The sequence below is a fragment of the Streptomyces sp. NPDC007162 genome (assembly GCF_040634175.1).
Lineage (GTDB): Bacteria > Actinomycetota > Actinomycetes > Streptomycetales > Streptomycetaceae > Streptomyces.
Map to the genome: position 1 here is coordinate 1 of NZ_JBEYFC010000699.1, position 3,892 is coordinate 3,892.

Annotated in this window: 5 protein-coding genes; 2 read left to right on the plus strand and 3 right to left on the minus strand. The window is 74.0% G+C overall.

Going from position 1 to position 3,892, the window contains the following annotated elements:
- Positions 1–170: 170 nt before the first annotated feature.
- From ABZ646_RS42305 to ABZ646_RS42315, 3 genes are all read right to left on the minus strand, one after another.
- Positions 171–419, minus strand: a complete 249-nt coding sequence (locus tag ABZ646_RS42305) for a chaplin (protein WP_360531843.1) — start codon at positions 417–419, stop codon at positions 171–173.
- Between the two features lie 169 nt (positions 420–588).
- Positions 589–1,230, minus strand: coding sequence for a response regulator transcription factor (locus ABZ646_RS42310; protein WP_358980835.1), 642 nt, complete (start codon positions 1,228–1,230; stop codon positions 589–591).
- Complete coding sequence (locus tag ABZ646_RS42315; RefSeq protein WP_360531834.1) at positions 1,223–2,368, minus strand: GAF domain-containing sensor histidine kinase; 1,146 nt, start codon at positions 2,366–2,368, stop codon at positions 1,223–1,225. Before ABZ646_RS42315 ends, ABZ646_RS42310 begins: the two co-directional genes overlap by 8 nt.
- 225 nt (positions 2,369–2,593) lie before the next feature.
- Here ABZ646_RS42315 and ABZ646_RS42320 point away from each other — a divergent pair, with 225 nt between their 5' ends.
- The gene (locus ABZ646_RS42320; protein WP_360531837.1) at positions 2,594–3,289 is read left to right on the plus strand and encodes an SDR family oxidoreductase; all 696 of its coding nucleotides are present in this window, start codon (positions 2,594–2,596) and stop codon (positions 3,287–3,289) included.
- Positions 3,286–3,892, plus strand: a 607-nt coding sequence (locus ABZ646_RS42325) for an S-adenosylmethionine:tRNA ribosyltransferase-isomerase (RefSeq protein ID WP_360531840.1), incomplete at its 3' end; no start/stop codon positions are given. The genes ABZ646_RS42320 and ABZ646_RS42325, both read left to right, overlap by 4 nt.

The window sequence follows — 3,892 nt, forward strand, 5'->3', positions numbered from 1 at the left end:
GACCCTTTGGGGGTTCAGTTGCGGGCGTCGATGTCCGGACAGGCATCACGGGGTGCACTCGGCAGCCAGGGCCTACGACCCGGTGGGCCCACGATCCGTTCTCGGGAAAAGCCGACCGGCCTTCCGGGGCGCCGGAAGGCCGGAGGTCGATGCCGCGGCGCGGCGCGGTCTCAGTGGTTGAGGCCGAGGTTGCCGAAGGCGGGGTTCAGCACGCCGATGACGTTCACGCTGTTGCCGACGACGTTGACGGGGATGTGCACCGGGGCCTGGATGACGTTGCCGGAGACGACGCCCGGAGAGCCCTGGGCCCGGCCGTCGGCGTGGGCGCCGCCGGTGTGGGCGGAGGCCATGCCCGCGCCCGCGGCCACGATCCCGCCGGCCACCATCGTCACGGCCGCTGCCTTCTTCAGGTTCTTCACTTCTTGAGCCTCCTTGGCGATCGCCGCGGCGGTCGCCGCGGCACGCACTGAAGAACGGCGGTGGCCGGGACAGGATGCGCCGTCCGGGTGACATTCCCACGACGGTATGAATCTCAGCCCGGAAGGCGACCCTCCGGGTTGCCGCCGGTGAAGCGTTGCGGAGGGCGTTTCAGCCGGTCACGCCATGGCGAACGGCCCACAGCGCGGCCTGGGTGCGGTCGGCGAGGTCGAGTTTCATGAGGATGTTCGAGACGTGCGTCTTGACGGTCTTCTCGGACAGCACCAGGGCCCGGGCTATCTCGCGGTTGGAGCGGCCGTCGGCGATCAGCCCGAGCACCTCGCGCTCCCGCTCGGTGAGCGAGCCACCGCGGCCCTGGCCGGAGTTGGCCTCCTCCTGGGAGAGCAGGGCGCCGGCCACCTCGGGCTGGAGCAGGACGTGCCCGGCGTGCACCGAGCGGATGGCGGTGGCGAGCGCGTCGGGATCGACGTCCTTGTAGACGTATCCGGCGGCGCCTGCCCGCAGGGCCGGGACCACCGTGCGCTGTTCGGTGAAGCTGGTGACGATCAGCACGCGCGCGGGGTTGTCGAGTTCGCGGAGCCTGCGCAGGGCGCCCACCCCGTCGAGGCCTGGCATCTTGACGTCCATGAGGACGACGTCGGGGCTCAGTTCCTGTGCGCGTTCGACCCCTTCGGCGCCGTCGGCCGCCTCGCCCACGACCTCGATGTCGTCCTGCACCTCCAGAAAGGTGCGCAGGCCCCGGCGGACGACCTGGTGGTCGTCGACCAGGAGCACCCTGATTGCGTCAGCCACCGGGGACCTCCAGCTCGATCGTGGTGCCCGTGCCGGGCGCCGATGCCACGCTCAGCGTGCCGCCGACGCTGTCGGCGCGGTCCCGCATGGAGACCAGGCCGAGGTGGCGTCCGGCACGGCGGGTGAGGTGCGGGTCGAAGCCGCCGCCGTCGTCCGTGACCCGCAGCACGGCGCCGCTGCCGCGCCGGTTCACGGTCACGTCGACCTGCTCCGCTCCGGAGTGCCGCAGGGCGTTGTGCAGGGCTTCCTGGGCCACCCGGAGCAGGGCCTCCTCCTGTGCGGCGGGCAGTGCGCGAAAACCGCTGCTGGCGAAGGTCACCCGCGCGGTGTGGGCGCGGTCGAGGACCTGGACCTGGGTGCGCAGGGTGGCGAGCAGGCCGTCCTCGTCGAGGGCCGCGGGGCGCAACTCGACGACGGCGGCGCGCAGTTCGTCGGCGGCCTCGGCGGCGAGCGCGGCCACCTGCTGCAACTCGCCCTTGGCCCGGCGCGGATCGCGGTCGACCAGGGCGGCGGCCGCCTGGGCGGTGAGGCGCAAGGAGAAGAGCTTCTGACTGACGGCGTCGTGCAGTTCGTGGGCGAGCCGGGAGCGCTCCTCGGCGATGGTCAGTTCGCGGCTGCGCTCGTAGAGGCGGGCGTTGGTGAGGGCGATGGCCGCGTGCTGGGCGAGGATGGAGAGGAGTTCCTCGTCCTCGGCGGTGAAGCCGCAGCCTCCGTCGGGCTTCGCGCAGTTCTTGTTCGCGAGGAACAGCGCGCCGATCACCTCGTCGCCGTCCCGGACCGGCAGTCCCAGGAAGTCGGACATCTCGGGGTGGGCCGAGGGCCAGCCCTCGAATCGGGGATCCTCGCGGACGTCCGCCAGCCGCTCGGCCTTCGCCTCGCGGAGCATCGCCGCGAGGATGCCGTGCTGGCGCGGGAGCGGACCGATGGCCTTCCACTGCGCGTCGGTGACACCGTCGACGACGAACTGGGCGAAGCCGCCGTGGTCGTCGGGGACGCCGAGGGCGGCGTACTGGGCGTCGAGCAGCTCGCGGGCGGAGGCGACGATCGTCTTGAGGACGTCGCGCACCTCCAGATGCCTGCTCATGGCCAGCAGCGCGGAACTCACCGCGGCGAGGCCGGACCGGGGACCGTGACTCATGCCCTCACGGTACCGGCGGGGTCAGGCCCCGGGGATCGGACGCTGGGGGCAGCGTCCGGGCCGGTGGGCGTAGGCCCGCGGTCCTAGGGCGCGGGGCCCGGACCGGCGGCTTAGTCCGAAGGGCCCCGTGCGGTTGGGGCCCGCGTCCGAGGCGGCCGGGGCGGGCCCGTTCCTACGTTGGGGGCACCGCCGATCGGGGCGGACGGAGCCGAGGGGACGGTTGTCATGCCGGTAGCGATCATCACGGGGGCCTCGAAGGGGCTGGGGAGGGCACTGGCCGAGGCGCTGGCCGCGCGGGGCTGGGACCTGGTGCTCGACGCCAGGGGTGCGGCGGCCCTGAAGGCTGCGGAGGAGGCCGTGACAGGGCGGGGCGGGCGGGTGGCGGCGTTGCCCGGGGACGTCACGGACGCCGGGCACCGGGCCGAGCTGGTGGCCGCCGCGCGTGGGCTGGGTGGGGTGGATCTGCTGGTGAGCAATGCCAGCGCGCTGGGCGCCGAGCCGCTGGTGCGCCTCGGTGAGCTGCCCCTGGCGGGGCTGCGCCGGGCGCTGGAGGTGAATGTGGTGGCCACGCTCGGCCTGGTCCAGGAGGCGCTGCCGCTGCTGCGGGAGTCGGCGGCGGGAACGGTGATCGCGGTCAGCTCGGACGCGGGCTCCGAGGCGTACGAGACCTGGGGCGGCTACGGCGCCTCGAAGGCGGCCCTGGACCAGCTGGCGGCCGTGCTCGGCGTGGAGAAGCCGGGGCTGCGGGTGTGGGCGGTGGATCCCGGGGACATGGCGACGGACCTGTACTCGGCGGCCGTACCGGGCGACGACGATCCACGGCCGGCGCCGGAGTCGGTCGTACCGGCGTTCCTGCGGCTGCTCGACGAGCGGCCGGCCAGTGGCCGGTACGGGGCGCCGGCCCTGGTGGAGGGGCGATGACGACGGTGGTGCGGGTGCCGCGGGAGCTGTCCGCGCGGGTGCCGGCCGAGCAGCGCGGGCCGGGGCTCGACCGTGACGCGGTCCGGTTGCTGGTGTCGCGGGGGACGGCGGTGTCGCATCACGGCTTCGCCGAGCTGCCGGGCCTGCTGCGGGCCGGGGACCTGCTGGTGGTGAACACCTCGCCGACGCTGGCGGCGGCCGTGGACGGGCGCCTCGGGCACGCGCACGTGGTGGTGCACTTCTCCGCGCGCGGGGACGCCGCGCACGGGGCCGGGCGGTGGGCGGTCGAGCTGCGGGAGCCGGACGGGAGCGGCACGACACGCGCGCGTGCGGGTACGCGCGCGGGGAGTGAGGTGCTGCTGCCGGGTGGTGGCCTGCTGGTGCTGGAGGAGCCGCTGAGCGCGCGGGGCGAGCGGCTGTGGTGGGCGCGGGCGACGGCGGAGGTACCAGGAGTGCTGAGGGAGTACGGGCGGCCGGTCAGGTACTCCTACACGGAGCGGGACCAACCGTTGTCCGTGTACCAGACGGTGTTCGCGCTGCCGTCGGACGACGGGGCGGGGAGTGCGGAGATGCCGAGTGCCGCGCGGCCCTTCACCGCACGGC

Coding starts and splice junctions, on each gene's coding strand:
- ABZ646_RS42315 (WP_360531834.1), bottom strand. CDS start 2,368: ATGAGTCACGGTCCCCGGTCCGGCCTCGCCGCGGTGAGTTCCGCGCTG.
- ABZ646_RS42320 (WP_360531837.1), top strand. CDS start 2,594: ATGCCGGTAGCGATCATCACGGGGGCCTCGAAGGGGCTGGGGAGGGCA.